This window comes from Pseudomonas sp. BS-2016, assembly GCF_001806145.1.
Lineage (GTDB): Bacteria > Pseudomonadota > Gammaproteobacteria > Pseudomonadales > Pseudomonadaceae > Aquipseudomonas > Aquipseudomonas lundensis.
This window is the reverse complement of sequence record NZ_MLCT01000034.1, coordinates 121,064-144,537: the sequence shown is the minus strand read 5'-3', so window position 1 is coordinate 144,537 and position 23,474 is coordinate 121,064. Positions and strand designations below refer to the sequence as shown.

Below are 23,474 nucleotides of genomic sequence, written 5' to 3'. Positions count from 1 at the left end.
GTGTCAGGGCTTTTCGAGGGTTTTTTGCCGCAGGATATAAAGGCTGACCAGCACGGCGCTGAGCAGCATGAAGCCGCGCGCCCAAGGGAGCGGCACCAGGTAGCACGACACGCCAATGCTCAACCACATCAAACCGATGGCATAGACTTTGCCTTTGAGCGGGATACCGTTGCCGTCCAGGTAATCGCGTATCCACGGGCCCAGTCGCGGATGATCCACCAGCCACTGATAAAAGCGCGGGGAGCTGCGGGCGAAACAGGCGGCGGCCAATAGCAGAAACGGCGTGGTGGGTAAAACGGGGAGGAAAATACCGATAACCCCCAGCGCTACACTCAGCCAGCCGATGGCGAACAGTGTGTAGCGCAGCAACCGGGGCCGGTTGCCGGGTAAGGGGTTAGTCACTGATCTCTCAGTGATGGCGAGGCTTGAGAATCGCCGGTTTTTCGTCAGGTGCCTGGCACAACAGGTACAGGGCGGTCAGCGCTTCGGGGATCTGAACGATCATGTCGTCCATCAGGTTAGCGTCCTTGGCGATGTCTTCGAACTCCGGTTGCTCGTCGAACAGGCCCGAACCCACCATGATCGGCAGCAGCATTTCGCTGACTTCATCTTCAGCGGTTTCAAACCAGGCTTCTTCACGCATGAAGACGCCTTCCATGAAGCCGATGCACCAGCCGCGCAGCTCGGAATCGTCCGGATCATCGCCCAGGTCAAGGTCGCAGGGCAGCTCGAACTCTTCGTCCGACGCCAGTTGGCGGGCGATGTGAGCCTTGAGCAGAACCAGTGTGGTTTCGATTTCTTCGCGCTGGGCATCGTCTTTGTACTGCGGCGACTCGGAGAAAACGGCGTCGATCCACTCGCGCTGCGGGACTTCCTCGGCGCAAATGGAGAGGGCGGTCAGAAAGCCGTGGGTGGCCACGTAGTCCAGCGCCTCGTCATGCAGATCGTCAGCGTCGAGGAAGACTTGCAGGCGGGTTAGTTGCTCAGCGAAGGACATTAGGACTACCTAGAAAATATACGATGCCGAATTCTAGGCTTTCTTGAGCCCGCAGGCCAGCCGCAGGGCGCATTTGCCATCACTTCCCGGTGATCGGTCATGCAATCACAAGGCCCTGCGCAGTAGAGCGCTCGGGTATACTGCCGCGTTTTGTGATGCCCTGCGCTGGATGCAGTGCGTCCCGCGCTGTGTGCCCGGGCCCTTGAACAGGCCCGAGGCCGCGCCGGACGCCCCGCGTGCGCAGGGGTGTTTCAGCGATTTCTGGAGTTTCTATGCTCGAACAGGCTCAACGCGTACTCAAAGACATCTTCGGCTACGACAGTTTCCGTGGCCGTCAGGGTGACATCATTGAGCGCGTGGCCAGTGGCGGCGACGCGTTGGTGCTGATGCCCACCGGCGGCGGCAAATCCTTGTGCTTCCAGGTCCCGGCCTTGTTGCGTGATGGTTTGGCGGTGGTGGTGTCACCCTTGATCGCCCTGATGGACGATCAGGTTGCCACCCTTGAAGAACTCGGTGTGGCAGCCGCGTCACTGAACTCGACGCTGAGCGCCGAGCAGCAGCGTGACTTGGCCAACCGCATCAAGCGTGGCGAAGTGAAAATGCTCTACCTGGCGCCCGAACGCCTGGTGCAGCCGCGCATGATGGCGTTTTTGCAGAGCCTTGATATCGCGCTGTTCGCCATCGACGAAGCCCATTGCGTGTCCCAGTGGGGCCATGACTTCCGCCCGGAATACCTGCAATTGGGCCAGTTGGCCGAGATGTTTCCCCAGGTGCCGCGCATCGCCCTGACCGCCACCGCCGACAAGCGTACCCGTGAAGAAATCGTCACCCGCCTGCACCTGCAAAACGCCGAGCGGTTTCTGTCGAGTTTTGACCGCCCGAACATCTTTTACCGCATCGTGCCCAAAGAGCAGCCGCGCAAGCAGTTGCTGGCATTTCTCTCCGAGCGGCGCAGTGATGCGGGCATTGTGTATTGCCTGTCGCGCAAAAAAGTGGATGAAGTCGCTCAGTTTCTCTGTGATCAGGGCTTCCCGGCACTGCCTTATCACGCCGGATTGCCCAGCGAAACCCGTGCATCGAACCAGAAGCGCTTTCTGAACGAGGAAGGGCTGATCATGGTGGCGACCATCGCGTTCGGCATGGGCATCGACAAATCCAACGTACGTTTTGTCGCGCACCTGGATTTACCCAAGTCCCTTGAGGCGTATTACCAGGAAACCGGCCGCGCCGGTCGTGACGGTTTGCCGGCCGATGCATGGATGGCTTATGGCCTGCAAGACGTGGTGATGCTCAAGCAAATGCTGCAAAACTCCGAGGGCGACGAGCGCCACAAGCGTCTTGAGCATCACAAGCTCGATGCCATGCTCGCCCTGTGTGAAGAAACCCGCTGCCGCCGTCAGACCCTGCTGGCTTACTTCGATGAAGACATGCCGCAACCTTGCGGGCATTGCGACAACTGTGTCGATGGCGTGCAAACCTGGGACGCCACCGAACCGGCGCGGCAGGCGTTGTCAGCGATCTATCGCACGGGGCAGCGTTACGGCACCGGTCATTTGATCGACGTGTTGCTGGGTCGTGACAATGAAAAGGTTCGCAGTTTCGGCCATCAGCATTTGTCGGTATTCGGCGTCGGCAAAGATCGCTCTGAAGGCGAGTGGCGCACCTTGTTCCGACAGCTGGTGGCCCGTGGTCTGGCTGACATTGATATCGAGGGCTACGGCGGGTTGCGCCTGAGCGACAGCTGCCGGCCGTTGCTGCGCGGGGAAGTGACCCTTGAACTGCGCCGCGAACTCAAGCCGCAAACCACGGTGCGCAGCAGTTCTGCCAGCCCGGCCAGCCAGCTGGTGCGTGGCGAAGAGCGCGAACAATGGGAAGCACTGCGGGCCTTGCGCCGCAAGCTGGCCGAAGAACACGGCGTGCCGCCTTACGTCATCTTCCCCGACTCAACCTTGCTGGAAATGCTGCGCAGCCAGCCCACCTCGTTGTCCGACATGGCCAAGGTCAGCGGCATTGGTGCGCGTAAGCTGGAGCGTTACGGCGAGGCGTTCCTTGAGGTGCTGGGCGGTCAGGCCGAAACGCCGAAAGTGGTGGCCGATATTCGCCACGAGCTGATTAGTCTGGCGCGCGCAGGCATGACGCCGATGCAGATCGCCGGTCAGTTGCAGTGTTCTGAAAAGAATGTTTACACAATGCTGGCCGAAGCCATTGGCCGTCAGGAACTCTCGCTTGAGCAGGCGCTGGACCTGCCAGAAGCGCTCATGGAAGAAGTCCAGGACGCGTTCCTCGACGGTGAAGGTGAGCTGCCGAGCGTGGCCAGCATCGCTGAGCAATTCAAAGGCCGCGTGCCGGAAGGTGTGCTGTATTGCGTGCGCGCTGCCTTGCAATCGGAGTTTGAAATTTAAATCAAATTGCGATAGGTAACGTTTCAGTGACTTCAGGGTCTTGCCTATTGACAAGCTCCATGCTTAGCTGGCTAACAATTAGTTTCACTCTATTTCAGTCTAATCATTGAGTTTTTTATGCCTTTAACCGATCAACACCGTTTCGGTATGCAACTGGCCCAAATGTCTCGCGGTTGGCGTGCCGAATTGGATCGGCGCCTCGCGGGTCTGGGGTTGTCGCAGGCGCGCTGGCTGGTGCTGTTGCACCTGGCCCGTTTTGAAGGAGCGCCCACTCAGCGTGAATTGGCGCAAAGCGTTGGCGTCGAAGGGCCAACACTGGCGCGTTTGCTTGACAGTCTTGAAGCCCAAGGCCTGGTGCAGCGCCATGCGGTGATGGAAGACCGGCGGGCGAAAAAAATCGTTTTGAGTGAAACCGCACGGCCGTTGATCGGCCAGATTGAGGCCATTGCTTCGGCCCTGCGCCAGGAGTTGTTCGTCGGCATTACCGAAGAAGAACAACGCATCTGCATGCGGGTGCATAAGCGCATCCTCGACAACCTCGAGAAAAACTGAGTAGCTGCCTTCCCTGCGGGGGCTGGCACCGTCTGCGCCAGCCCCCGCAATACAGACCTTAGAACGTCTGCCCCAGATTCAGATACAGCGCCTTCTGATCATCATCGTTAAAGCCATAGCTGAAGTTGAGCGGGCCGAGCGGTGTGTCGAACCCGATAAAAACGCTGGCTGCATTGATGTAACCGCTGTCGAATTCATTGTCGTTGTTCCAGGCGCGCCCGCGCTCCAGCGAGGCCCCCGCGTACAACGGGAAATCAAACGGCAAGTACGAGCGCGGCGTCAGCCGGCGGTAGTACACGGCGCGCATCAGGCTGATGTTTTGCCCCGAGAGGGCGTCCTGACGAAACCCTGACAGTTGCCGTGCGCCGCCCAGCAGGAAGCTGGAAGTCACCACTTCAGCCTTGTCCAGCGTGCGGCCGTAGCGGCCACCCAGAATCCAGGTGTTGGGCCCGGCACTCAGCGCTTTGTCCAGATGGAATTCCCACTGGCGGTAACGATCGTCCGAGCCCAGCGCCGGGTCGAACTGACGCACGCTCAGGCCAATGTCTTCGCCTTCATGGGGGAAGTACACGTTATCCAGGGAGTCAAATGAGTACTTAATGTCATAGAAGCCTTCGTTGAAGCTGGTGCTCGGCAGGTCGCGTTCGCCAATTCTTACGTCCGCTTTACCCCACGCCTCACCAACGCCCAGACGGATCTCACCGCTGTTGCCGATTTGACGTCCCAAATTCAGGCCAAAACCGTAGCGCTCCAGTCGGTATTCGGCGATCGGGTCGTTGTCCAGAATGGCTTCGACGTTCTGTGACTGTGCATGCAGGTAGGGGGCGACAAAGTACCGCGAGCCGGCGTCCAGCGGTTGGTAGAACTCGCTGTAGAGCTCTTGCTGATCGCCGATTTGCACCCGGGTCAGCCATTCGGCGCCCAAGGTGTTGATGCCGTTTACCCGGTAACTGGCGCCGATGTTGAAGGCGCTGTCGCCGCGCATGTCGTCGGACAGGTTAAGCCCCAACCGCAGGTAGTCAGTGCCGCTGCGTTTGCCGCGTGCGCTGATGACCAGGGTTCGCTCTTTGCCCTTGTGCACCACGCGGTACTGCACTTGTTCGAAGTAATCCAGCCCGTACAACGTGCCCATGTCCCGTTGCAAACGGCCCAGATCCAGCGGCTCACCCACAGGTTGGCGGATGTAGTAGCGAATCACCGAGTCGCCAATTTTCGAATCGTTTTCGATCTTGATGGCGGTGATGACCGGGGTGCGCTCTTCAGGGGCACGCGCCGCATTGAGCTGGGCATCGGAAGGTTGGCGCAAACCGCTCATGCGGTTGGCCAGAACCTGGGTGGCGCGGTAGCCGGCGTCGATGATTTCCTGCGAGCGGCCAAAGTCCGTCACGCCATAACTGGCCAGCGCGGGCTGGATCAGGATGTCGTTCGGGGTCAAGGAGGCCAGTTGCACTTCGGAGTTGCTGCGGGTCATCAGCGTGATGGATTGATTGAGGATGTCGAATACCGTGTTCAGTTGCTTGCGGCCGCGCAATGGCGTGCCGATGTCGACCACGATCACAAGGTCAACCCCCATTTCGCGGGCGACATCCACCGGGATGTTGTCGACCATGCCTCCGTCCACCAGCAGTTGCCCGTTGATCTCGACCGGGGCGAACACGGCCGGGATCGACATGCTGGCGCGGATCACTTGCGGAAGATGGCCTTTGCGAAATACCACTTTCTCGCCGTTGACGATGTCAGTGGCGACGGCGCGAAACGGGATCGGCAGCTTGTCGAAATCGCGCACATCACTGCTATGTGCCAGCAGGCTTTCAAGCAGCAATGACAGGTTTTGCCCCTGAATCACACCGAGCGGCAGGCCCAGGCTGCCATCGTCACGGAAACTCAGTTTTTGCTTGACCAGAAAGTCGCGGTCATCCTGTTTGCGCCGGAATGGCACGTCCTCGCGCGCCGGTGCATCGGACAGGGCCTCTTGCCAGTCGATGCCCAGGGCGAGCTTTTCCAGCTCTTCAATCTTGTAACCCGAGGCATAGAGCCCGCCGATCACAGCGCCCATGCTGGTGCCGGCGATGGCATCAATGTGGATACCTTGCTCCTCCAGCGCCTTGAGCACGCCGACGTGGGCCAGGCCGCGTGCGGCGCCGCCCGAGAGCACGAGCCCGATTTTCGGCTGCGTTTTTTCGGCGGCAAACAGCATCAGTGGGCACAGGCAAAGCAGTAAACAACAGAGCAGGCGGCGCATCGTGAATCTCTGGGCAAGCGACAAAGGCGGCTATTATAGCGGCGCCTTTCTTTCCACGAGCTTTCGAAATCATGTCAGTCAACAAGCCGTACATTGTCATCACCTATTGCACCCAATGCCAATGGCTGCTGCGCGCCGCGTGGCTGGCCCAGGAGCTGCTCAGCACCTTTGCAGACGATCTGGGGCGTGTGGCGCTGGAACCCGGCACGGGTGGGGTATTTCGCATCACCTGTGACGGCGTGCAGATCTGGGAGCGCAAAGCCGACGGGGGCTTCCCGGAGGCCAAGGTGCTCAAGCAGCGGGTGCGGGACCAGATTGACCCGCAACGCGACCTGGGGCACAACGACCGGGTTCAGTGAGCGGCGTCGAGTTTTACCGTGGCCGGGGCAGGGCTGCTGGCCAGGCGGCTGGACACCACAATCGCGATGATGATCAGCGCACCGCCCAGCAACATGCGCAGGGTCGGGGTTTCGTGGAACAACAGCCACGCCAGCGTGATGCCATACACCGGCTCTAACGCGAACACCACCGCGGCTGTGCGGGCCTTGATCACCGCGAGGCTGGCCACGAACAGGCTGTGGGCGACGCCGGTGCACAGCACGCCGAGCAGCCCGATCCACAGCCAGTCGAGCGGGCGAACGCTGCTCAGTTGCGGGGCGGCAAACGGCAGCAGGCACAGGGCAACCACAGCGTTTTGCCACATGGCCGCTTGCACGGCGGGGACGCGACCGGCATTGGCGCGGTTGTTGAGGGACAACAATGAAAACGTCAGGCCGGAGGCGATGGCCCACAACAGGCCTTCTGTGGCCTGACTGGCCAGGTCAAAACTGGGGGTGACCAGAACTAGCCCGACGCTGACCAACATCACCAGCACCCCTTCGTTGAAGCGAATGCGCTCGCGAAAAATCAACCCTTCGAGCAACACGGTAAAGGCCGGAAAACTGGCAAAGCCCAGCGTGGCAATGGCAACCCCGGCCACTTTGACCGCGACAAAAAAACTCACCCAGTGTGCCGCCAGTAGCCCTCCGCTGATCAGCAGGCTGCGGGCGTCTTTGAGCGTCAGCGAATACCAGCGCGTACGTCTGGACAGGGCGGCAAAGCCGGCGAGGGCGATGACTGCAAAGCCGGCGCGTCCCAGCACAATCACAGCGGCCGAAGCCGCCGCGAGTTTGCCGAATACGCCGGTCAGGCCAAACATCAACGCGCCGATATGCAAGGCGCCCAGGGCAGTACGCGGAGTCATCACAGTCCTTGAGTGGTATGAGGCATGGCGTGCAGTCTAGAGCGTCGGGCGAGCCGTTGTCTGTCGCCAAACGGCGATCAATTGTCGTCAGGCTCGCGGCGCAATGCGCTGGGGGACGCGCCGAACTCGCGCAACATGGCAGCCGCAAAGGCGCTTTGTGAACCGTAACCGACGCGGCTGGCCACGTCACCCACTGCCAGCGAGGTCTGGCGCAACAGGTACAACGCTTGGCGCAGACGGCGCTGGCGTACATATTCCATGGGCGTTTGCCCGCATTCGCTGATAAAGCGACTGTGCAAGCGGGCGCAGGACAAATCTGCCACCTGCGCCAGATCCGCCACTTGTAACGGGTAAGCCGCATGCTGGTCGATGTAGGCATCAAGCCTGGCAAAAGGCAGGTGTGCACGGGGGCTCTGCGCGGGCGTGTTCAAACTGGCGAGCAACAGGATCGCCCCTTGCCGGGCGATCAACGGGTCCGCGACCGGGCTGGCGGCGAGCCACTGCACCAATTGCTCCTGGCGCGGGTCGAGGGTGTGTTGGCCCGCGGTGCCCAGCAGCCGTCGGCTGGCCTCGGCGTGGCTGCCCAGCGTGTCTTTCAGCCATTGCTCATCAGGCACATCCAGCACCAGGCAGCGACTGCCTTGTGCGCTGTCGCACGCATGGTGAGCACCGGCAGGGATCACCATGACGTGCTGCTGGCGTAACAGGCTGGCGCGGCCCTCGATTTCAACATCGAGGGCGCCGGACACATTGATCACCACTTGCGCATGGTCGTGGACGTGAGCAATCACGTCTTCACGGTAGTGGCGCAGCGAAAGAATGTGCCCCATGCCGACCTCTGATCAGTGCCGCCAGAAGGCCGGGATGCACAACACGAACACGGTAATGATCTCCAGTCGCCCCAGCAGCATGCCCAGCGACAAGATCCACTTGGCCGCATCGGGCAGGCTGGCGAAGTTGCCGGACGGGCCAATGGTTTCGCCCAGCCCCGGCCCCACGCCGGACACCGTGCTGGCTGCGCCGGTCAAGGCGGTCATCCAGTCCAGCCCCAGCAGCGACAGCGCCAGTGCAATCACGCAGATGGTGATGGCAAAAAAGAACGAAAACGTCAGAATCGAGCGCACGATTTCTTCGTCGAGCCGATGGCCGTTGTATTTCTGTTTGATGACGGCGCGCGGGTGAATCAACTGATTAAGGTTGGCCTTGAGCAGGATGTACGCAACCTGAAAGCGGAAAATCTTGATGCCGCCCGCTGTCGAGCCTGAACAGCCGCCGATGAAGCCCAGATAGAAAAACAGCATCAGGGAGAAATTGCCCCACAGGCTGTAGTCGCCCAGCGCAAAACCGGTGGTCGTGACCACTGACGTCACGTTCAGCGCCACGTGACGGAACGCGTCCCACCACGGCATGTGGGTGGTCCACCACAGCCACGCACTGAGCACCAGCCAAGTCACCACCAACAGGCCGAGCAGGCCTTGCACTTGCTGGTCCTTGATCAATGCCTTGCGGTGACCGCGCAGTGTGGCGACATAGAGCGTAAACGGCAGGCTGCCCATGATCATGACGCCGATGGCCACCCAGTGCACCGCCGGTTGCGACCATTTGGCCAGCGACTGATCGGAGGTCGAGAACCCGCCGGTGGAAATGGCGGACATGGCATGGTTGATCGCATCGAACACGCTCATCCCGGCCCACCAGAATGCGAGGCTGCCGATGATCGTAATGCCGACGTAGGTCGCCACAATCAGGCGCGCCACCATGTGGGAACGCGGCATGACTTTTTCGGAGCGGTCCGAGGATTCGGTCTGGAACAGGCGCATGCCACCGATGCGCAGCAACGGCAAGATCGCTACCGCCATGCCGATAAACCCGATGCCGCCGAGCCAGTGCAGCATGGAACGCCACATCAGAATGCCGGGGGACATGGTGTCCAGGCCGCTCAGGACGGTGGAGCCGGTGGCGGTGATGCCGGACATGCTTTCGAAGAACGAGTCGGTGTAACTGATGTGCTGGGTGAGCAAAAACGGCAGCGCGGCAAAGATGCACACGATGACCCAACTCGACACCGTCAGCAGGTACATGTCACGCGGGCGCAGGTGCACTTGCTCGGGACGGCCCGGCAGTACCAGCGCAAGACCGGCGACGAAGGTAATCAGGCTGGCCCACAGAAAGGACGGCAGATCGCCCAGATGGTCATAAATGACCAGGGTGAGCATGGGCACGGCCATGCTGATTGCCAACGTAATCAGGAAGATGCCGATTACAAAACCGATGATGCGTAGAGTCGGCAACGCCATGAAGTCAGCTCGGGCATGAAAGAGGGGCGCCATTCTACCTGTGGGTCTGGCTATGTAAACCGCCAGACGTTGAGGAGATACCGTTAGAATAGCCACACATTTTCTTCAGGAGGTGGCCAATGGAGGCTCTCGACGCTTTGCTCAATCGTGTTTCTGCCCCGCGCCTGGTTGAACCGGCGCCCACGGCCGAGCAACGTGACGTACTGTTTGCGGCCGCCCTGCGCGCGCCGGATCATGGGCAATTGCGCCCTTATCGGTTTTTGAGCATCGAAGGCCAGGCGCGCAACCGTTTGGGTGAGGTTCTGGCGCAGGCCGTGCAGGCCCAGGGTGGCGAAGTGACCGAGGCTGCGCTGGACAAAGCACGTGCCATGCCGCTGCGTGCGCCGTTGGTGGTGGTGGTGATTGCACGCTTGCAGGATCACTTCAAAGTGCCCAAAACCGAGCAGTTGATTACCGCTGGCTGCGCGGCGCACGCCATTGAGCTGGCGGCCTATGCCCAAGGCATTGGCGCTGTGTGGCGCACGGGCGAGTTGTCCCATGCCCCGTTGGTCACCGCCGCGTTGGGCTTGCAAGCAGGCGAAGAAATTATCGCGTTCCTCTACCTCGGCACACCGCTCAAAGAAATGCGCGATGCGCCCAAGGTCGATACGGCCGAGTACGTCCAGGTGTGGTCAGCTGCCAACTGATCGCCAGCCCCCTCGCTGAGGGGTGGCGCAGGGCTGCGTCACAGGTTGCCGTCGGGGATGAGCGGCAACTCCAGCGTGGCGATAAACCCGCCTTCGGGATGGTTGGCCACCATCAGTCTTCCGCCATGCCGTTCGGCGGCGCGCCGCGCGATGGCCAGTCCAAGGCCATGGCCGGCGGCCGCCTGACCGGGCGCGCGAAAGAACGGCTCGCCCAGTTGAGCCAGGTGCTCGGGTGCTACCCCCGGGCCGTGATCGCGCACGCTCACGTTGATGTGTTCCCCTTCCCGATACGCCCTCAACTCAATCGGCTGGCCGGGCGGATTGAAGCGTTGCGCGTTACGCAGCAGGTTATCCACCGCGCGCTCAATCATGGTGGGCCAGCCTGTCAGGCTCAGCCCCGGCTCGGCCGCCACCTCAACCCGTTGCTCCGGTGCGCTCAGCGCCGCGTCTTTTTGCAGGTTGTGCAGCAAGGGGTTGAGGTCAACGTGCTCGGCACTGGCCTGATCGGCGTCGACCCGGGCCAGCGTCAGGATTTCACTGATCAGGGACTCCAGCCGGTCACATTCACGGGTCAGGCGTGGCCATAGCTTTTCGCGTTCTTCGGGGCCCGCGCGTTCAGCCAGCGCCAATGCGATGCGCAAGCGCGCCAAGGGTGAACGCAGCTCGTGGGACACGTCGCGCAGCAGTTGACGCTGGCTGCTGATCAAACTTTGCAGGCGCGCGCCCATGCGGTTGAAGTCGGTGGCCAGTACGCCAAACTCGTCGCGCCGCGAAGCCAGTCGCGCCAGGCTGTTCTGCTGGTAGGTGGTTTGCCCCAAGTCATGCACGGCCACGCGCAGGCGGCTGAGCGGGCGGGTGATGGACAGGGTCACCAGCAGGCTGAAGAGGGTCAGCACCACCAGCGCAATGCCCAGCGCACTCAGTGGCCAGATCAGGCTTTGACGGTGCCAGGCGTCCAGTTCGGGGTGCGGGATGCGGTAAATCAGCAGGTAGGTGTCGGCCGTTTGCGGGCTGGTGTATTCGACGGTCAGGCGACGCCATGGCAGCGGGTCTTCGCCCGGATGCTGGCGAGCCTCCCAGGCAGCCGCCCGGCGCGGGAAGGTGCCGCGCACCACGGGGTCGCCGCTTTCGTTGAGCACCTGCACGTCAATGTGATAGCGGCGCTTGCGCCGCTCAAGAAATTGCTGGGCAGCGTCTGCGCCCTGGGTTTCATAGCGCTGGGTCCATTCCTGGGCCAGATTCGAGATGCCGGGGTGACGGCTCAAAATCCACGCGTCCTGGTTGAGCATATGCCCCAGCAAGAGTGACAGCCCGGCGACCAAGGCTATCGCCAGCCAAAAGCTGGCCAAAATGCGCCAAAACAGTGATCGCACGGTAGGTCCTCATCGTGACGTGAGTGAAACGCGCAAAGCCCAACGGCTGGGGGGGCCGTTGGGCTTGGCAAGTGCGCGGATTATTGCGCTTTTTGGTCTTTCTGTGCTTTCCAGTCTTTGAACTCTTTCCACTCAGCCTTGCGTTCGGCGCGCTGCTTTTGCATCTCGTCGAAGCGTTTTTGCTGTTCTGGCTTGAGCAGGGCACGAATGTCTTTCTGGGTTTTTTCGTGCTTGGCTGCGATTTCGTCTTTCAGCGCTTTTTGATCAGCGGCTGGCAGTTTTTCCAGGTATTTGTCGACCAACTGTTTGCGTTCGTGCATTTGCTCGCCCATCAGCTTGCCGATTTGCTGGCGCTGTTCGCGGGTCAAGTCCAGTTGGCTGTAAGGTGCGTCGCCGCGACCATGGTGTTCACCGCCGTGACGTGGCCCCATTGGGCCTTCGCCACCGGGCATGGCCATTGCGACGGTTGGCAGTGCTGCAGCAAACATCAAAGCAATAAGCGTCTTACGCATGGTGTGTCTCCTTTTAGTACGTTCCGGTGAATCCGGATGCGCTCAGTTTAGGGAGATCAAAGTCAAGCGCTGTCAGCCAAGCGTAAAGCTTGAGTAAAGAGGGGGTTGCGTCGGGTTTACACAGGCGCGTCAAGCGCTATAGAAATACCCGCGGCTGCGCAGCGCCACAATGCGCGGGCGTCCGTCGGGGTGCGGGCCGATCTTCTTGCGCAGGTTGCTGACATGCATGTCCAGGCTGCGGTCATACAGCGTCAGTTTGCGGCCCAGCGCCAGTTGCGCCAGTTCCTGCTTGTCCAGCGGCTCACCCGGCTGGCGCAACAGGGCTTCGAGGATGCGGCTTTCGGAGACGGTCAGGGTGATGTCATGTTGGTTGATGGTGACCACGCCGCGCATCGGGCTGAAGCACAGATCGCCCAGCTCCATCTGGCTCGACGCGGGCGCCGGGTGGCTGCGGCGCAGCACGGCACGCAGGCGGGCGGTCAGTTCCCGTGGGTCGCACGGCTTGGCCAGGTAGTCATCGGCCCCCAGTTCCAGCCCCAGAATGCGGTCCAGCGGCTCGCCCCGGGCCGAAAGCATCAGCACCGGCAAGTCGGGGTGGTCGTTGCGCAATTGTTTAAGCAGCTCCAGGCCGCTGCCGTCGGGCAGCATGACATCCAGGACCACGGCGTCAGGGCTTGATTCGCTCAACGCCTTGCGTGCGCTCAAACCATCGTGGCAGGCGCGCACGTGAAAACCTTCCTGGCTCAGCCAACTGGTCAGGAGTTCACACAACTCCTGGTCATCATCTATCAGTAACAGGTCGCTCATGACTCACTCTATTTATAGCCATTGCCGACGCTGTTTACGTCCGCCGCCGGCGAAGATACCGCAGAGTAGGGCCAATAGGGCAACTGCGCCACCAATCACAAACCACTGTTGCGAATCAGTCAGCAGTTTAAAACCGGGGTTGGAGGCGGTTTTGTCGAGCTGCTGCCTGAGCTGCTGGTTTTCCTTGCGCAGTTGCGCCAGTTGGCTGCTTTCGCGGGAGGCATCGGCATTTTTCAGGGCCTGACTCAGCTCGCCGCGCAGGCGTTCACTGTCGTCCAGGCGCTGTTGCAAGTCAGTGATGCGCGCGCCAGCACTCAATGAGAGCGGCACGGAATTATCGGGGGCGGGAGCGTCTTCAGCTTGGGCGAGGTGGCCCAGCGAGAACATGATCAACAGCACACACAGCAAACCTTGGCGCATCGCAACTCCTCATTCCTGACGGGATTCGGAGAGGTTGTCGGCCGTTGATCGGGAATAATGAGGCGAGAAACATGCAGCGAGCCGCGAAGGCGGCTTCGCTGCATATCAGGTTTAAGGCAGGACTTGCTTGAACGGTTTGACGATCACATGGGCGTACACGCCCGCTGCGATGTACGGATCGGCGTCGGCCCACGCTTGCGCGGCGCTCAGCGAGTCGAACTCAGCGACAATCAGGCTGCCGCTGAAACCGGCCGCGCCCGGATCATTGCTGTCGATGGCCGGGTGCGGGCCCGCCAGGATCACCCGGCCTTCATGTTTGAGTTGCTGCAAGCGCTCAAGGTGCGCCGGGCGAGCCGCCAGACGTGCTTCAAGGGAGTTGGCGACATCAGTGGCAATGATTGCGTAGAGCATGTCAATCCTCGGTTTTGGAGGTTGGAGTGTCGGAATCATGCAGGTGGCGCGACAGGTAAATGCCCTGACCTACCAGGAACAGCACGGTCAGGCCGAGGCTGCCGAAGACTTTGAAGTCGACCCAGATGCTCTGAAAGGTGAACGCCACGAACAGGTTGGCGGCGCCGCAGAACACAAAGAAGGCGATCCACGCCAGGTTCAGGCGTGTCCACACCGCATCCGGCAGGGTCAGGGCGTGGCCCATGACGCGTTTGATCAGCAAGGTGTTGCCAATAAAGTGGCTACCGGCAAACACCAGGGCAAACAGCCAGTTCACCACGGGCGCTTTCCATTTGAGGAAGGTCTCGCTGTGGAACGCCAGCGTCAGGCTGCCGAATACCAGGCAGGCAATCAGCGTCAGCCATTGGCTTTTTTCGAGTTTGCGTTGTTTGAAAAACAGAATGCCGTACACCACCACAGAGCTGGCGATCAGCATGGCGGTCGCGCTGAAAATGCCGCCGAAGGTCAGGCTGTGGCCGGCGATCTCGACGATGCGGGGTTCGATTTTGTAGACGATGAAAAACAGGAGCAGCGGGATGAAGTCGATGAATTGTTTCACAGTGGCAGCCAGAAGCAGGATGTGGCGGCATAATAACAAACATCAATGACAGCGAAAGCGTCAGCTAGAGGTTATTAAATTCCCGTGGAAATTGACTTGCATTGCCATAGCACAGCGTCGGACGGCGCTTTGGCGCCTGCGGTTCTGGTGGCGCGTGCGTACGAGAAAGGTGTGCGAGTCCTGGCCCTGACCGATCACGACACACTTGAGGGCCTTGATGAGGCCCGCACAGCGGCTCAGGCGCTGAACATGCAGCTGGTAAACGGCGTTGAACTGTCCTGCACCTGGGGCGGCGCCACGATTCATGTGTTGGGTTACGGTTTTGACGTGCAGGCCCCGGCGCTGGTGCAGGCCATTGCGGCGCTCCATGAAGGTCGTTGGCTGCGCGCCGAAGAGATCAGCCGCAAGCTGGCCCTTAAAGGTATGCCCGGCGCCCTCGAAGGCGCCCGCGCCATTCAGGCGGCGCTGGGTGACAGCGGTAATGCCCCGGCACGTCCGCATTTCGCTGATTTTCTGGTGGGCGCCGGTTACGTCAAGGACCGCGCCGAAGCGTTTCGCAAATGGCTGGGCGCGGGCAAGTTGGGCGACGTCAAGCAGCATTGGCCGACCCTGGAAGAGACCGTGGGCACTTTGCGGGCAGCCGGGGCCTGGGTCAGCCTGGCGCACCCCTCGCACTACGATTTCACCCGCAGCAAGCGTCGGCGTCTGATTGGCGACTATATTCAAGCGGGAGGTCACGCCATCGAGGTGGTCAATGGCTATCAACCTGCTGATCAAGTGGGCAGCCTGGCGATTCTCGCCCGTGAGTTCGGTTTGCTGGTGACGGCCGGCAGCGATTTTCATGGCCCGGGAGGCTGGTCCGAGATTGGCGAATACCGCCCGCTACCGGACGACCTGCCGCCTTTGTGGTCCCGTTTCAAACTGGACCCGCCCACAGCCAACGTCTGAACAGGTACACAACGTGAGTCAATTTTTCCATATTCATCCGGAGAATCCTCAGCCGCGTCTGATCAAACAGGCGGTCGAGATCATTAAAAAAGGCGGTGTGGTGATTTACCCCACCGATTCGTCCTACGCGGTCGGTTGCCAGATGGGCGACAAGCATGCGATCGAACGCATCAAGCGCCTGCGTAATCTGGACGACAAGCACAACTTCACTTTGATGTGCAGCGACCTGTCGCAACTGGGCCTGTTCGCCAAGGTCGATACCGGCACGTTCCGGTTGCTCAAGGCCCATACGCCGGGGCCGTACACCTTCATTCTCAACGCCACCCGTGAGGTGCCGCGCCTGCTGCTGCACCCCAAGCGGCGTACCATCGGCATGCGCGTGCCCAGCCATCCGCTGGCCTTGGCCCTGCTGGCTGAACTGGACGAGCCGTTGATGAGTGTGACGTTGATTCTGCCGGGTGAAACCGAGCCGATGGAAGACCCGTACGAAATCCGCGATGCGCTGGAAAAACAGGTCGACCTGATCATTGATGGCGGTTTCGGTGGGCACAAAGCCAGCACCGTGATCAGTCTGGTGGACGACGAGCCGCAGGTGGTACGGGTCGGCTGCGGTGATCCGACGCCCTTTATGGTCGAGGCCTGATGTCTGACGTTGAAGTGATTGAACCGGTAGACCCGCAAGCCGATGCGCAGCAAGAGCTGCCGTTCGCCATGGTCTACGGCCAGGCCGTCATTGAAATGCCGCAAGACCTGTACATCCCCCCGGATGCGCTGGAGGTGTTTCTCGACGCGTTCGAAGGCCCGCTCGACTTGCTGCTGTACCTGATCCGCAAACAGAACATCGACATCCTCGACATCCCGGTGGCGGAAATCACTCGCCAGTACATGGGCTATGTCGAGCTGATGAAGACCGTGCGCCTGGAGTTGGCCGCCGAGTATCTGGTGATGGCAGCCATGCTGGCCGAAATCAAGTCGCGCATGCTGCTGCCGCGTTCGGCCGAGGTGGAAGAGGACGAGGGCGATCCGCGTGCCGAACTGATTCGTCGCTTGCAGCAGTACGAGCGTTTCAAAGCCGCGGCCGAAGGCATTGATGGCCTTGAGCGAGTAGGGCGCGACGTGTTTGTGCCCAAGCTTGATGCCCCCCAGGCCCGGGCGCGCAAGCTGGTGCCGGACGTGGCGCTTGAAGAGTTGTTGATGTCGATGGCCGAGGTGCTGCGCCGCACTGACATGTTTGAAAGCCATCAGGTCAGCCGCGAGGCCCTGTCCACCCGCGAGCGCATGAGCGATGTACTGGAACGCCTGAAGGGTGGTGGCTTTGTGCCCTTTGTCGAGTTGTTTACAGCGGAAGAAGGGCGTTTGGGGGTGGTGGTAACGTTTATGGCCATCCTGGAGCTGGTCAAGGAGTCCTTGATCGAGTTGGTGCAAAACGAGCCCTACGCGGCGATCCATGTGCGGGCGCGAGCCGAATAAAGAGCTGAAACCATGAATTTGACTGATCCCCGCGAGCTGGCCCCGTTGCTGGAGGCGTTTCTGTTGGCCTCGGGCAAGCCGCAAAGCCTTGAGCGTTTGTTTGAGCTGTTTGAAGAAGGCGAGCGCCCAGAGCCGCCGGTGTTCAAAAAAGCGCTGGAACTGCTGCGCAAATCCTGCGACGGCCGCTCTTTTGAACTCAAAGAGGTGGCGTCCGGTTACCGCCTGCAAATCCGCGACACGTTTTCGCCTTGGGTCGGGCGATTGTGGGAAGAGCGGCCGCAGCGTTACTCCCGCGCCATGCTCGAAACCATGGCGCTGATTGCCTATCGCCAACCGATCACCCGTGGCGAGATCGAAGACGTGCGGGGTGTGGCGGTCAATAGCCACATCGTCAAAACCCTGCTCGAGCGTGAGTGGATTCGCGTGGTGGGTTATCGCGAAGTGCCGGGCCGTCCTGCGATGTTTGCCACCACCAAGGCATTTCTCGACCACTTCAACTTGAAAAACCTCGACGACCTGCCGCCGCTGGCCGAATTGCGCGAGCTGGAGCCCGACCCGATTCTCGATTTCGACGATGCGCCTGTGCCCGAGCACATTCAGGCATTGGCGGACGAAAGTGCCGAGCCCGAGGAGCCAAAGGACGAAACCAGCTTCCGTACCTTGCTGACGGAACTGGACTCCATGGAGGAAGGTCTGAAAATCGACTTTGACGACTTGCTGCGTGAGGACCTGGCCAAAGAGGCGTTCACGCCTGACGGTGCGGTTGAGCCTCAAACCGCACCCGCCCTGCAGCCAAGCGATGCCGAGCAGGCGCGCAGCCAGTTGCTGGCGGCGGTGGCGGCGCTGGAGTTGCCGCCCGCGCTGAGCGACGAAGAGGCCGAAGCGAGGGCGCTGGCCGACGCCATCGAGCAGGAGCGTCTCGAACGCGAAGAGTGATCCGGCCTCGCGCCCGCACGTTCTCACCGACAACACGTAACGGGAGCACAGCTGATGAGTTCAATCAAAGATCCCTGCATCGGCGTCTGCAAGTTCTGCGAGGACGTCTGTATCGGTTGCGGACGCACCCAGCGTGAAATCAAGGCCTGGAAAAAGCTCGACAAAGACGAAAAGCGAGCCGTGCTGGCGCAAGCCGACCTGCGTTTGCTCACGCTTGACGCCACCGGCCGGCGGAAAAAGAAATAGACCGGGCAGAACAGGCCCGGCCTTTGATGCGAAACACGCAAGATCAGCGTATGATTCGCGACCCTTTGGCGCGCAGTCGTGTGCCAAGGCCCATTTTCAACACTTCAGGCGCCCGCCTGAATTGACACACCGGGAGGTGCCCAGATGAGTGATTTAACCCCTAAAGACGACCAGGAAATTGGCCCAGCAGGCGAGAAACTGCAAAAAGTCCTCGCCCGTATTGGCGTCGGTTCGCGCCGCGATGTAGAGGCCTGGATCAGCCAGGGCCGGATCAAGGTCAATGGCAAGGATGCAACGCTGGGTTTGCGCGTTGACCTGCATGACGCCATTTCCATCGATGGCAAAGTGATCAAGCGCGAAGAGGCCGCCGAATCGGTGCGCCGCGTGATCATGTACAACAAGCCCGATGGCGAGATCTGCACCCGTGACGACCCGGAAGGCCGTCCAACCGTATTCGACAAGCTGCCGCGCCCTAAAGAAGGCCGTTGGATCAACATCGGCCGTCTCGACATCAACACCACCGGCTTGCTGATGTTCACCACTGACGGTGAGCTGGCCAACCGCCTGATGCACCCGTCCTACGAAATGGACCGTGAATACGCGGTACGTGTGCGTGGTGAAGTGGATGACGAGATGATCGAACGCCTCAAGGCGGGCGTGGTGCTGGAAGACGGCCCGGCGCGTTTTACCGACATCAAGCAGGCACCGGGCGGCGAAGGTTTCAACCACTGGTACCACTGCGTGGTGATGGAAGGCCGCAACCGTGAAGTGCGTCGTCTGTGGGAATCCCAGGGGCTGGTGGTCAGCCGCCTGAAGCGCGTGCGTTTCGGTCCGGTGTTCCTGAACTCGGACTTGCCGATGGGTCGCTGGCGTGAAATGAGTCAGTACGAGGTGGATATCCTCAGTGCTGAAGTCGGCCTCACGCCGGTGGCCATGCCTGAGATGAACGCCAAGAGCAAAGACAAGCTTGAGCGTATGCAGCGTAAGTCGTCGCGTCCTGTGGCACGCGCTGATCGTGTTGCCCGTACCTTGCGCCCTGCCAACGGTGAGCCTGCTGCCCCGCGTCCTGCGCGTCAGCCGCACATTGAAGGCGAGCGTCCGGGTCGCCCGGCCCGTGACGAGGCCGCGCGTCCTGCACGCAAGCCTGCCGGTCGCACGGACCGTGTGCCGGCCGGTCGCGGTGCGCCGGTTGCCGAGCGCCCGAGCGAAGTGAACAAGCGCCCGACCAAGCCGTCCCGTCAGGGGCCAAAGCTGGTTGACGATGCGCCGTCCGGCAAGCGTCGTGGCGCACCGGCAGGTTCCGGTCAGCGCCCTGGCTTCGGTCGTCGCAAGCCGCAATAAGCGTTTAACGCTGTTAAAAAAACGCCAACCTTCGGGTTGGCGTTTTTTTTTGCCTGCACACGTCGTTCCGTGGGGGCACTGTGGTCACGGCGTGGAAGCGCCCACGCAACGCCCGGTTAATCATTGAAAATCAATGAATTAGGCCTGCGGCAATCGGTCGCTGAGCACCGCAGGGCGTTTAGGGTGGCAAAAAAACGTTACAAAGCGTCAAGTAAACGTGACGTTCTGCGCCGTTTACCGCCCTCGGCCGTGAATTATTCGGTTTGTGTATAGAAAATGTTCCGCGTTTTACAAATTTGTGACGTTTGAGACCGCATCTGCGGCTTGTTTCGTGTTGCAAGCGGCGGTGTGATGGGATCTTGCCTTCGAGCAGGTGTACAATGCGCGGCGTTTTACCTGTGACTCAATTGCGTACCCGCGCATTTTGCGCTGCTCGGCGATGTGCTGATTGGCCAAAACCTCAAGGCAAACCCGCCTTGTAAACTCCGCAATGCCATAAGCATTGCGGGTTCGATTCCGTCACAGATAAAAACAAACAGGTGACGCATGACTCGTGAAACAACCTTGGATTCCTGGCGCCTGCGCTGGGGTTTGATTTGTGTTGTAGACCCTTCGATCACTGCCGGTGCTCAAGCGAAAACGCACTGAACGACATCAAACCTTGTGTGGGACCCTTTTCAATGAGTGGACAAACCTCGCATTCGGGCGAGCTTAAACGCGGCCTGAAAAATCGTCATATCCAACTGATTGCCCTCGGTGGCGCGATTGGTACAGGCCTGTTCCTCGGCTCGGCCGGGGTCCTGAAATCGGCGGGCCCGTCGATGATTCTGGGCTATGCGATCTGCGGCTTTATTGCCTTCATGATCATGCGCCAACTGGGCGAAATGATCGTCGAAGAACCGGTAGCCGGTTCTTTCAGCCACTTTGCACACAAATACTGGGGCGGTTTCGCCGGCTTCATGTCGGGCTGGAACTGCTGGGTGCTGTACATCCTGGTGGGCATGTCGGAGCTGACCGCGGTCGGTAAATACGTGCACTACTGGTGGCCCGAGATCCCGACCTGGGCCTCGGCGGCAGCGTTTTTCGTGCTGATCAACGTCATCAACCTGACCAACGTCAAAGTCTTTGGCGAGGCTGAATTCTGGTTCGCCATCATCAAGGTCGTGGCCATTGTCGGCATGATCGCGCTGGGCAGCTATTTGCTGGTCAGTGGCAGCGGCGGCCCGCAAGCGTCGGTCAGCAACCTGTGGGAGCACGGTGGCTTCTTCCCCAATGGCACCACCGGTCTGGTGATGGCCATGGCGTTCATCATGTTCTCTTTCGGCGGGCTCGAAATGCTCGGTTTCACCGCCGCTGAAGCCGATAAGCCGCGCACCGTGATCCCTAAAGCGATCAATCAGGTGATTTACCGCATCCTGATTTTCTACATCGGTGCCCTGGTGGTGCTGTTGTCCCTGACGCCGTGGGATTCGCTGCTTGAAACCCTGAACGCCGGTGGCGACAGCTACAGCAGCAGCCCGTTTGTGCAAGTGTTCTCGATGCTGGGCAGCAACACCGCGGCACACATCCTCAACTTTGTGGTCTTGACCGCAGCGTTGTCGGTGTACAACAGCGGCACGTACTGCAACAGCCGCATGCTATTGGGTATGGCCCAGCAAGGTGACGCGCCAAAAGTACTGTCCAAAATCGACAAGCGTGGCGTGCCGGTGAACTCGATTCTGGCGTCGGCGGCGGTCACGGTTATCGCGGTGCTGCTCAACTACCTGATGCCCCACGACGCCCTGGAACTGCTGATGTCGCTGGTGGTTGCCACCCTGGTGATTAACTGGGCGATGATCAGCTTCTCCCACGTCAAGTTCCGCCAGCACATGAACAAAACGGCGCAAACCCCGTTGTTCAAGGCCCTGTGGTACCCCTATGGCAACTATGTATGCCTGGCGTTCGTGGCGTTCATCCTGGTCATCATGCTGATGATTCCCGGCATCCGCGTGTCGGTTTACGCGATCCCGGTGTGGGTGATCTTCATGTGGGTCTGCTACCTGATCAAGAGCAAGCGCGAGGTACACGCCTCGGCAGCCGCTTACAGTTCAGCCAAATAAGCTGAGCGGTTGGTCATGACAAACCCGGCCATTGCGCCGGGTTTGTCGTTTGTGGGGTATCCTGCACGCCCTGATCAAGGACCCTTTTTAATGCTGGTCATCTCCAACAACGTCCACATCCCCGACGCCGAGATTGAACTCACGGCCATCCGCGCCCAAGGGGCGGGCGGGCAAAACGTCAACAAAGTTTCAAGCGCCATGCACCTGCGCTTCGACATCCCCAACTCGTCCTTGCCGCCGTTCTACAAAGAGCGGTTGCTGGCGCTGCGTGACAGCCGGATTACCGGCGATGGCGTGTTGATTATCAAGGCGCAGCAATACCGCACCCAAGAGCAAAACCGCGCCGATGCCCTTGAGCGGTTGCTTGAGCTGATCGTCAGTGCGACCAAGGTTGAGAAAAAGCGTCGCCCGACCAAGCCGACGTTGGGGTCAAAAACCCGTCGGCTGGAGTCCAAGAGCAAGCGCGGCAACCTAAAGGCGGGGCGCGGCAAAGTGGATTTCTAGGTGCTGCGCGTCAGCGACTGCGTGCCTGCCGGTACAAATACAGGCTCAGCATCAGCCCGCTGAACGCTGCCAGCGCGGCAAACAGGAAGATGGACGCAAACCCGAAACCGGCCGCTACCGCGCCCACCAGCGGTCCGGTAATGCCCAGTGACAAGTCGATGAACAGCGAATAGGCCCCGACGGCCGCACCGCGACTGGAAGCAGGCACCAGGTTCACTGCTTCGACGCCCAAGGCCGGGAACACCAGCGAAAAGCCAAACCCGCTCAGCGCCGCGCCAGCCAGTGCCAGTTGCGGATTTGGCGCCAGCCACAGCAGCAGCAAGCCCACGGTTTCGACGCTCAGGCAGGCGATCGCTACTCGAAAGCCGCCCAGGCGATTGATCATGTTGCCGAACAGCAGTCGCGCGCCGATAAAGCTGGCGCCGAACAGGCTCAGGCACAGAACCGCGTTTTCCCAGTGTTGGGCCGCGTAATACAGGGTGATGAACGTGGCGATGGTGCCAAAGCCGATGGAGCCCAGTGCCAGTCCGGTGCCATGGGGCAGCACCCGGCCCAGCACATGCAGGAACGGCAGGCGCACGCCACTGACAATCGGCGCGGCCAGTTTGGGCCACGCCAGCAGCAGCCCCAGCGCGGCCAGGGCGATGATGCTGGCGCCCATGCTCCACATGCCCCAGTGGTCGACCATCATCACCCCCAAGGGTGCGCCGACGGCGATTGCGCCATAGCTGGCGATGCCGTTCCAGGAAATCACCTTGGCGGTGTTCTGCGCACCGACGCGGCCAATGCCCCAGCCGATGGAGCCCGAACCCACCAGGCTTTCAGCGCTGCCCAATACCAGTCGCCCGATCAACAGGCTGGCAAGGCTCAGTGCAGGCATGGCCGACAGCCAGCTGGACACCAGCATAAAAACGCCGCTCAGCCCGCACCCGGCCAGGCCATACATGACCGCACGTTTGCTGCCCAGGTTGTCGATGATGCGGCTGGCGTAAGGGCGGCTGAGCAGTGTGGCCAGGTACTGCACGCTGATCACCAGCCCGGCGATGACCGTGCCGTAACCCAAGTGGTTGTGCACGTAACCGGGCAAAACCGCCAGCGGGATGCCGATGTTCAGATAGCCAATAAAGGTAAACAGAACGATGGACACCACCTGCAGGGTGATCGCCAGTGGACGTTGTTCGGTCATGGGGCAGGTCCTGCGGGGTTAGAGCGGTGCAACCAGGCGGGTTGCGATCAGGGCGGCCAGGGCGTTTTCCCGGGTGCCGAACCGCTGGAGCAGGGTGGCTTGTTTTTCCGGTGTGAGGCGATCCCACAGCACGATCATTTGCTCGGCGGTGCCGATCAGAACGCTGGCCTGGGTGTCGTCGAAAGAGTCAGTCACGCTGTAATC

At 60.7% G+C, this 23,474-nt stretch carries 26 protein-coding genes; 12 read left to right on the top strand and 14 right to left on the bottom strand.

Annotated elements, in window-relative coordinates:
* Nucleotides 1-3: 3 nt before the first annotated feature.
* Nucleotides 4-402, bottom strand: coding sequence for a YbaN family protein (locus BKD70_RS18235; protein ID WP_162841626.1), 399 nt, complete (start codon nt 400-402; stop codon nt 4-6).
* Between the two features lie 7 nt (nt 403-409).
* Nucleotides 410-997 (bottom strand): YecA family protein, encoded by a 588-nt coding sequence (locus BKD70_RS18230; protein WP_047276037.1) that lies wholly within the window; start codon nt 995-997, stop codon nt 410-412.
* 272 nt (nt 998-1,269) lie between these two features.
* Here BKD70_RS18230 and recQ point away from each other — a divergent pair, with 272 nt between their 5' ends.
* Together recQ and BKD70_RS18220 are read left to right on the top strand one after the other, a co-directional pair.
* Nucleotides 1,270-3,399: a DNA helicase RecQ gene (gene recQ, locus BKD70_RS18225; protein ID WP_047276035.1), complete on the top strand. Its 2,130-nt coding sequence runs from the start codon at nt 1,270-1,272 to the stop codon at nt 3,397-3,399.
* Between the two features lie 117 nt (nt 3,400-3,516).
* On the top strand, nt 3,517-3,951 hold the full coding sequence (locus BKD70_RS18220; RefSeq protein ID WP_047276033.1) for a MarR family transcriptional regulator: 435 nt from the start codon (nt 3,517-3,519) through the stop codon (nt 3,949-3,951).
* Nucleotides 3,952-4,009: 58 nt separating this feature from the next.
* On the opposite strand, the gene BKD70_RS18215 is transcribed toward BKD70_RS18220, so the two are convergent.
* Nucleotides 4,010-6,193 carry a patatin-like phospholipase family protein gene (locus BKD70_RS18215; protein ID WP_047276031.1) on the bottom strand — a complete coding sequence of 728 codons (2,184 nt, stop codon included), beginning with the start codon at nt 6,191-6,193 and terminating at the stop codon, nt 4,010-4,012.
* A gap of 71 nt (nt 6,194-6,264) precedes the next feature.
* Between BKD70_RS18215 and BKD70_RS18210 the strand changes: the two genes are divergently transcribed.
* Nucleotides 6,265-6,552: a SelT/SelW/SelH family protein gene (locus tag BKD70_RS18210; RefSeq protein ID WP_047276030.1), complete on the top strand. Its 288-nt coding sequence runs from the start codon at nt 6,265-6,267 to the stop codon at nt 6,550-6,552.
* Here the strand turns inward: BKD70_RS18210 and BKD70_RS18205 are convergent.
* The 3 genes from BKD70_RS18205 to BKD70_RS18195 all read right to left on the bottom strand — a co-directional run bounded on the left by BKD70_RS18205 (nt 6,546) and on the right by BKD70_RS18195 (nt 9,733).
* Nucleotides 6,546-7,436 (bottom strand): DMT family transporter, encoded by an 891-nt coding sequence (locus BKD70_RS18205; protein WP_047276028.1) that lies wholly within the window; start codon nt 7,434-7,436, stop codon nt 6,546-6,548. The genes BKD70_RS18210 and BKD70_RS18205 overlap by 7 nt on opposite strands.
* Nucleotides 7,437-7,513: 77 nt before the next feature.
* Entirely contained in the window at nt 7,514-8,266 is a 753-nt protein-coding gene (locus tag BKD70_RS18200; RefSeq protein WP_047276027.1) for an AraC family transcriptional regulator, read from the bottom strand.
* A 12-nt stretch (nt 8,267-8,278) separates the two neighbouring features.
* Nucleotides 8,279-9,733 (bottom strand): TrkH family potassium uptake protein, encoded by a 1,455-nt coding sequence (locus tag BKD70_RS18195; RefSeq protein WP_047276025.1) that lies wholly within the window; start codon nt 9,731-9,733, stop codon nt 8,279-8,281.
* Nucleotides 9,734-9,852: 119 nt separating this feature from the next.
* On the opposite strand from BKD70_RS18195, the gene BKD70_RS18190 reads away from it, so the two are divergent.
* Nucleotides 9,853-10,419: an NAD(P)H nitroreductase gene (locus BKD70_RS18190; protein ID WP_047276024.1), complete on the top strand. Its 567-nt coding sequence runs from the start codon at nt 9,853-9,855 to the stop codon at nt 10,417-10,419.
* A 38-nt stretch (nt 10,420-10,457) separates the two neighbouring features.
* On the opposite strand, the gene BKD70_RS18185 is transcribed toward BKD70_RS18190, so the two are convergent.
* The 6 genes from BKD70_RS18185 to BKD70_RS18160 all read right to left on the bottom strand — a co-directional run bounded on the left by BKD70_RS18185 (nt 10,458) and on the right by BKD70_RS18160 (nt 14,540).
* On the bottom strand, nt 10,458-11,792 hold the full coding sequence (locus tag BKD70_RS18185) for a cell wall metabolism sensor histidine kinase WalK (RefSeq protein WP_047276022.1): 1,335 nt from the start codon (nt 11,790-11,792) through the stop codon (nt 10,458-10,460).
* A gap of 80 nt (nt 11,793-11,872) precedes the next feature.
* Nucleotides 11,873-12,304 carry a Spy/CpxP family protein refolding chaperone gene (locus BKD70_RS18180; protein WP_047276020.1) on the bottom strand — a complete coding sequence of 144 codons (432 nt, stop codon included), beginning with the start codon at nt 12,302-12,304 and terminating at the stop codon, nt 11,873-11,875.
* Nucleotides 12,305-12,433: 129 nt separating this feature from the next.
* Nucleotides 12,434-13,111 carry a response regulator transcription factor gene (locus tag BKD70_RS18175; RefSeq protein ID WP_047276018.1) on the bottom strand — a complete coding sequence of 226 codons (678 nt, stop codon included), beginning with the start codon at nt 13,109-13,111 and terminating at the stop codon, nt 12,434-12,436.
* A gap of 12 nt (nt 13,112-13,123) precedes the next feature.
* Nucleotides 13,124-13,531 (bottom strand): translation initiation factor 2, encoded by a 408-nt coding sequence (locus BKD70_RS18170; RefSeq protein ID WP_047276016.1) that lies wholly within the window; start codon nt 13,529-13,531, stop codon nt 13,124-13,126.
* Nucleotides 13,532-13,642: 111 nt separating this feature from the next.
* Complete coding sequence (locus BKD70_RS18165; RefSeq protein WP_047276014.1) at nt 13,643-13,942, bottom strand: YciI family protein; 300 nt, start codon at nt 13,940-13,942, stop codon at nt 13,643-13,645.
* A 1-nt stretch (nt 13,943) separates the two neighbouring features.
* Nucleotides 13,944-14,540, bottom strand: a complete 597-nt coding sequence (locus BKD70_RS18160; protein ID WP_047276011.1) for a septation protein A — start codon at nt 14,538-14,540, stop codon at nt 13,944-13,946.
* 84 nt (nt 14,541-14,624) lie between these two features.
* On the opposite strand from BKD70_RS18160, the gene BKD70_RS18155 reads away from it, so the two are divergent.
* From BKD70_RS18155 to arfB, 8 genes are all read left to right on the top strand, one after another.
* Nucleotides 14,625-15,488: a PHP domain-containing protein gene (locus BKD70_RS18155; RefSeq protein ID WP_047276010.1), complete on the top strand. Its 864-nt coding sequence runs from the start codon at nt 14,625-14,627 to the stop codon at nt 15,486-15,488.
* A 13-nt stretch (nt 15,489-15,501) separates the two neighbouring features.
* On the top strand, nt 15,502-16,131 hold the full coding sequence (locus BKD70_RS18150; RefSeq protein WP_047276008.1) for an L-threonylcarbamoyladenylate synthase: 630 nt from the start codon (nt 15,502-15,504) through the stop codon (nt 16,129-16,131).
* 128 nt (nt 16,132-16,259) lie between these two features.
* The gene (locus BKD70_RS18145; protein ID WP_162841639.1) at nt 16,260-16,958 is read left to right on the top strand and encodes a ScpA family protein; all 699 of its coding nucleotides are present in this window, start codon (nt 16,260-16,262) and stop codon (nt 16,956-16,958) included.
* 12 nt (nt 16,959-16,970) lie between these two features.
* Nucleotides 16,971-17,894, top strand: a complete 924-nt coding sequence (gene scpB / locus BKD70_RS18140; protein WP_047276004.1) for an SMC-Scp complex subunit ScpB — start codon at nt 16,971-16,973, stop codon at nt 17,892-17,894.
* Between the two features lie 54 nt (nt 17,895-17,948).
* Nucleotides 17,949-18,140, top strand: coding sequence for a DUF1289 domain-containing protein (locus BKD70_RS18135; protein WP_047276002.1), 192 nt, complete (start codon nt 17,949-17,951; stop codon nt 18,138-18,140).
* A 144-nt stretch (nt 18,141-18,284) separates the two neighbouring features.
* Nucleotides 18,285-19,481, top strand: coding sequence for a 23S rRNA pseudouridine(2605) synthase RluB (rluB, locus tag BKD70_RS18130; RefSeq protein WP_047276000.1), 1,197 nt, complete (start codon nt 18,285-18,287; stop codon nt 19,479-19,481).
* A 680-nt stretch (nt 19,482-20,161) separates the two neighbouring features.
* A complete protein-coding gene (locus BKD70_RS18125; RefSeq protein ID WP_047275998.1) occupies nt 20,162-21,580 on the top strand; it encodes an amino acid permease in 1,419 nt (472 codons plus the stop codon).
* A gap of 90 nt (nt 21,581-21,670) precedes the next feature.
* Nucleotides 21,671-22,084, top strand: coding sequence for an alternative ribosome rescue aminoacyl-tRNA hydrolase ArfB (arfB, locus tag BKD70_RS18120; protein WP_047275997.1), 414 nt, complete (start codon nt 21,671-21,673; stop codon nt 22,082-22,084).
* Between the two features lie 10 nt (nt 22,085-22,094).
* Here the strand turns inward: arfB and BKD70_RS18115 are convergent, their stop codons facing one another.
* Together BKD70_RS18115 and BKD70_RS25085 are read right to left on the bottom strand one after the other, a co-directional pair.
* Complete coding sequence (locus BKD70_RS18115; RefSeq protein ID WP_047275995.1) at nt 22,095-23,270, bottom strand: MFS transporter; 1,176 nt, start codon at nt 23,268-23,270, stop codon at nt 22,095-22,097.
* 18 nt (nt 23,271-23,288) lie between these two features.
* Entirely contained in the window at nt 23,289-23,465 is a 177-nt protein-coding gene (locus BKD70_RS25085) for a hypothetical protein (RefSeq protein ID WP_088500190.1), read from the bottom strand.
* Nucleotides 23,466-23,474: the final 9 nt, after the last annotated feature.

What these genes read in the sequence shown, in the direction of transcription:
- BKD70_RS18230 (WP_047276037.1), bottom strand. Translation starts at nt 997, where the DNA reads ATGTCCTTCGCTGAGCAACTAACCCGCCTGCAAGTCTTCCTCGACGCT.
- recQ (WP_047276035.1), top strand. Translation starts at nt 1,270, where the DNA reads ATGCTCGAACAGGCTCAACGCGTACTCAAAGACATCTTCGGCTACGAC.
- BKD70_RS18220 (WP_047276033.1), top strand. Translation starts at nt 3,517, where the DNA reads ATGCCTTTAACCGATCAACACCGTTTCGGTATGCAACTGGCCCAAATG.
- BKD70_RS18215 (WP_047276031.1), bottom strand. Translation starts at nt 6,193, where the DNA reads ATGCGCCGCCTGCTCTGTTGTTTACTGCTTTGCCTGTGCCCACTGATG.
- BKD70_RS18210 (WP_047276030.1), top strand. Translation starts at nt 6,265, where the DNA reads ATGTCAGTCAACAAGCCGTACATTGTCATCACCTATTGCACCCAATGC.
- BKD70_RS18205 (WP_047276028.1), bottom strand. Translation starts at nt 7,436, where the DNA reads ATGACTCCGCGTACTGCCCTGGGCGCCTTGCATATCGGCGCGTTGATG.
- BKD70_RS18200 (WP_047276027.1), bottom strand. Translation starts at nt 8,266, where the DNA reads ATGGGGCACATTCTTTCGCTGCGCCACTACCGTGAAGACGTGATTGCT.
- BKD70_RS18195 (WP_047276025.1), bottom strand. Translation starts at nt 9,733, where the DNA reads ATGGCGTTGCCGACTCTACGCATCATCGGTTTTGTAATCGGCATCTTC.
- BKD70_RS18190 (WP_047276024.1), top strand. Translation starts at nt 9,853, where the DNA reads ATGGAGGCTCTCGACGCTTTGCTCAATCGTGTTTCTGCCCCGCGCCTG.
- BKD70_RS18180 (WP_047276020.1), bottom strand. Translation starts at nt 12,304, where the DNA reads ATGCGTAAGACGCTTATTGCTTTGATGTTTGCTGCAGCACTGCCAACC.
- BKD70_RS18175 (WP_047276018.1), bottom strand. Translation starts at nt 13,111, where the DNA reads ATGAGCGACCTGTTACTGATAGATGATGACCAGGAGTTGTGTGAACTC.
- BKD70_RS18170 (WP_047276016.1), bottom strand. Translation starts at nt 13,531, where the DNA reads ATGCGCCAAGGTTTGCTGTGTGTGCTGTTGATCATGTTCTCGCTGGGC.
- BKD70_RS18165 (WP_047276014.1), bottom strand. Translation starts at nt 13,942, where the DNA reads ATGCTCTACGCAATCATTGCCACTGATGTCGCCAACTCCCTTGAAGCA.
- scpB (WP_047276004.1), top strand. Translation starts at nt 16,971, where the DNA reads ATGAATTTGACTGATCCCCGCGAGCTGGCCCCGTTGCTGGAGGCGTTT.
- BKD70_RS18135 (WP_047276002.1), top strand. Translation starts at nt 17,949, where the DNA reads ATGAGTTCAATCAAAGATCCCTGCATCGGCGTCTGCAAGTTCTGCGAG.
- rluB (WP_047276000.1), top strand. Translation starts at nt 18,285, where the DNA reads ATGAGTGATTTAACCCCTAAAGACGACCAGGAAATTGGCCCAGCAGGC.
- BKD70_RS18125 (WP_047275998.1), top strand. Translation starts at nt 20,162, where the DNA reads ATGAGTGGACAAACCTCGCATTCGGGCGAGCTTAAACGCGGCCTGAAA.
- arfB (WP_047275997.1), top strand. Translation starts at nt 21,671, where the DNA reads ATGCTGGTCATCTCCAACAACGTCCACATCCCCGACGCCGAGATTGAA.
- BKD70_RS18115 (WP_047275995.1), bottom strand. Translation starts at nt 23,270, where the DNA reads ATGACCGAACAACGTCCACTGGCGATCACCCTGCAGGTGGTGTCCATC.